General features: G+C 57.1%; 2 protein-coding genes. One reads left to right on the top strand and one right to left on the bottom strand.

The features are described 5' to 3' along the window. Positions 1-33: 33 nt before the first annotated feature. On the bottom strand, positions 34-2,934 hold the full coding sequence (locus tag BKY27_RS19395) for a Tn3 family transposase (RefSeq protein ID WP_067629843.1): 2,901 nt from the start codon (positions 2,932-2,934) through the stop codon (positions 34-36). Between the two features lie 76 nt (positions 2,935-3,010). On the opposite strand from BKY27_RS19395, the gene BKY27_RS19390 reads away from it, so the two are divergent. Further along, the gene (locus BKY27_RS19390; RefSeq protein WP_233491917.1) at positions 3,011-3,610 is read left to right on the top strand and encodes a recombinase family protein; all 600 of its coding nucleotides are present in this window, start codon (positions 3,011-3,013) and stop codon (positions 3,608-3,610) included. Positions 3,611-3,684 lie beyond the last annotated feature (74 nt).

The following is a 3,684-nucleotide window of genomic DNA, read 5'->3' as shown; positions in this document are numbered from 1 at the left end:
GGGGTCGAGTGGGGCTGAGTGCAGAAAACCCCTTTAAGGATTTTGCGCTTCTATTTTCCGCCAACGATATTCGCCTGTTAGGATGATATGGGCCCACCCAAGCGGCGATATGTGGGCGAGGAGTTCGGGTGGGCAATCCAATCCTGCCCGCTGTCGCCTTGCCACAGCGTTTCCGAGCTGTTTGGAATTCCAATAAATGATGATGGCGGTCAGCAGATTGAGGCCAGCGATGCGGAAGTGTTGTCCTTCCGTGGTACGGTCGCGGATTTCTCCCTGACGCCCGATCCGAAGAGCACCTTTCAGGGCGTGATGTGCCTCTCCCTTGTTCAAGCCGATATGGGCGCGGCGCTGCATGTCGGTGTCGAGCAGCCATTCGATGATGAACAATGTGCGTTCGACCCGGCCGATCTCCCGCAAGGCCAACGCCAGATCATGTTGCCTCGGGCGCGCGGCCAATTTCTTGAGGAGGTGACTTGGCTGCATCCGGCCCGACAGCATTGTTGCGATACAGCGCAAAACATCCGGCCAGTTTTCGACGATCTTCGCTTCCCGAATTTTGTCCCCGGTTAACCCTTTCAGCTCTTTGGGAACAGCGCGGAGGTCAAACACATGCAACCTCTTGGAGGACAGGTCGCGAATGCGGGGATGGAAGTGGTACCCGAGCAGGGACGTGGCGGCGAAGACGAGATCGGTGAAGCCGCCGGTGTCGGCATACTGCTCTTTTATCTTCCGTCCCGCCTCGTTCATCAGCAAGCCGTCGAGGATATAAGGTGCCTCGCTCACCGTGGCGGGAATGACCTGAGTGGCGAATGGCGCATACTGGTCAGAGACGTGGGTGTAGGCCTTTATGCCCGGCTCGTTGCCGTATTTTGCGTTGATGAGGTTCATTGCCTCGCCCTGCCGCGTCGTTGGGAAAAACTGCCCATCACTGGAAGCCGTTTTCCCTACACCCCAGAATTTGGTCATTGGCAGGTGGGTCTGCGCATCAATCACCATGGCCAGGGCGCGGGCCATTCCCTCGCTTTCGACATGCCACCGTGACAAACGGGAAAGCTGTATGAAGTCATGAGTGTTGGTGGCATTTGCCATTTTGCTCAGGCCTAGATTGAGACCCTCCGCCAGGAGCACGTTCAGCAAGCCAATCTTGTCACGGCATGGGGCACCGGTGTGCAGATGCGTGAAGGCTTCGGTGAAGCCGGTGTCTTTGTCGACCTCTGTGAGAATATCGGTGATCCGCGTCTCCGGCAGACGACGGTAAAGATCGAGGACGAGATCACCGGCCTCCTCCGGCACATCGGCGTCAAGACGGCTCACGCGCAAAACGCCGTCTTCAATGACTCCACTCGGCAAGGTTTTGGAGCGCACCGCCTTGGCCAGCCGTTTCAGCCCCTCTTCCAAGCGGCGCTTTCGATCAGCCATCCAGATCTCTGGTTCCAGTGGCATTGAAAGCCCCATGGCGCGGGCGGCATCGATGGACACAAGGGCTTGCTTCATGTCGGCATGACGCCGCGAATGCGGAAGCCAGATATCGCCAGAACGGAACGCATCGCGCAGGTGGCACAGGACGGCGACAACCCACAGCCGCTCTTGATCAATATCGGGCGCGCGGAATTGCGGTCGCCATTTCGAACGTGGTTGTAAAAAGGTCAGCGATGTGGCCGGGATATCCTGTTTGTCACGGATAATCTGCGCTGCCGTGATCAATGGCTGGGCCACACTGGCGCATGTCATATCCAGAGCATTCAACATGCGCCGAGCATAGCGTTTGAACCGGTGGAAGCCCTTGGACACATGGGCCAGAGTATCTGCTTTCACCGTTGCCTGAAGCTGTGTTGCTTGCGCGACCAGACTTTCAAGGCCGCTCCAGCCGCAAGAACTATCGACGGCATTGGCGAGGGCGGCATCGTCGCCTTTGGCCATCAATAGGTTTGATCCCAGGGTCTCAAATCCAGCCAGGGTCTTTGCGACGTCCGCCTGAGCTTCCGTGACCCGCGCGTCGCAGATCCGTTTCGCATCCCGCCAGACGCTGCCTACAATCCTGTCATGTGTTTCCACAACGGTATCTGCGATGGCAGCGCTCCATTCCACGACGCAGACGGCCAGGATGGCAAGGCGGCGGTCACTGGTGATGTCACGTAGTCCTTTCGCAAAGTAGCGTTCTCCCTGACGGCGCAGCCGCGTGACCCGATGTGCTGGGATGTCGTCCATAATTTCTGGTGCCAAGGCAATCGCCTTCAGAAACTCCAGCCGATCAAGCAGGCGGTTGATATCTGCGGAGTTCTTGCCTGGCTCAAACTGGCGCAACCACACGAACGTGGTGGTTTGGCCCTCCTCTTCCTCATTCAATAAGCCATCGAGACGAGCGCGCATCGCGCGGTCAAGGCGCGCCGTTATCCGAGTTTCGATCCGGCGTTCGGCAGCAACAAGCGCGTCGGCGCACATCCGTTCCATGACAGTCGTTCCCGGCAGGATGATATGCCGCCCACGACATTCTTGCACAAAGGCCCTCACCAGACCTTCGCTCGATTGCGCACCTTCGGCATTCTGATCAAGCCACGCACGCATCTGTTTGACCCGCTTGCCCTTGAACATCTCGTACCTATAAATCTTGCGCAGTACTTCCAGGTGCTCGTGCCGTGTGTTCTCTCGCTCGGCATAATGTAGAAGGTCATCGGGTTTGACGCCGAGCTGGGCGGCGATGAAGTCAGACATTTCTTTGGGGATGATCTCTCCGGGCCTCAGCAGCCGTCCCGGATATCGAAGGGCACAAAGCTGCAGCGCAAATCCGATCAGGTTCTCAGGGCGGCGGCGGGTGCGGATAAAATCGATGTCTTCATCGGACAGGGCGTAATGCCGAAGGATCAACGCCTCATCCGTTGGAAGGTGGAAAAGGGCCGCGCGCTGTCGCGCGGTCAGAACCGCTCGGTGTGCCATGAGGGTCGTCTTTCTATACGGAGAGGGTCTTCAAAACTGTAGAAATTGAGACCATTCGCTTGCCATGTCTTTTTCAATGTCTCAATATGACAGTCGCAAGACCTCTGAATTTATTCGAGACACTATGGCCAAAGTCGGATACGCCCGCGTCAGCTCAGTCGGACAATCTCTGGACGTGCAGCGCGAAAAGCTGGATGGCTGCGACAAGCTTTTCGAAGAGAAGCGCAGTGGTACGACGGACGCCCGCCCTCAGCTGAAAGAATGCCTGAATTACGTCCGCGACGGTGACCAGCTGATTGTCACACGTATCGACCGATTGGCGCGATCCACACTACACCTTTGCCAGATCGCTGAAACACTGAAACAGAAAGGTGTCGATCTGGTCGTGCTCGATCAGAATATCGACACGTCCGACGCAACCGGGCGGCTGCTGTTCAACATGCTCGGAGCCATTGGCCAGTTCGAAACCGAAATACGCGCCGAGCGACAGATGGATGGGATCAAGAAGGCCAAAGATCGCGGCGTACAGTTCGGCAAACGACCCGCGCTTTCAGAAGATCAGATCGTTGAGCTACGCAAAAAGCGTACCGCTGGAATGCTGATCAAAGATCTGATGGCACACTACAGCCTCTCAAAAGCGACAATCTATCGGTATCTCGGAGCGAACGAACCGTGAGCGTCAGTCTCAACGCGCAAACAACCCAACAGAAACCTTAAAGGGGTTTTCTGCACTCAGCCCCACTCGACCCC

Origin of the sequence: Nioella nitratireducens, from assembly GCF_001879715.1 — a bacterium.
Classification (GTDB): domain Bacteria; phylum Pseudomonadota; class Alphaproteobacteria; order Rhodobacterales; family Rhodobacteraceae; genus Nioella; species Nioella nitratireducens.
Note: the sequence above shows the minus strand (reverse complement) of the source record. Positions and strands in the feature narration are given on the sequence as shown.

What these genes read in the sequence shown, in the direction of transcription:
- BKY27_RS19390 (WP_233491917.1), top strand. Translation starts at nt 3,011, where the DNA reads ATGTCTCAATATGACAGTCGCAAGACCTCTGAATTTATTCGAGACACT.
- BKY27_RS19395 (WP_067629843.1), bottom strand. Translation starts at nt 2,934, where the DNA reads ATGGCACACCGAGCGGTTCTGACCGCGCGACAGCGCGCGGCCCTTTTC.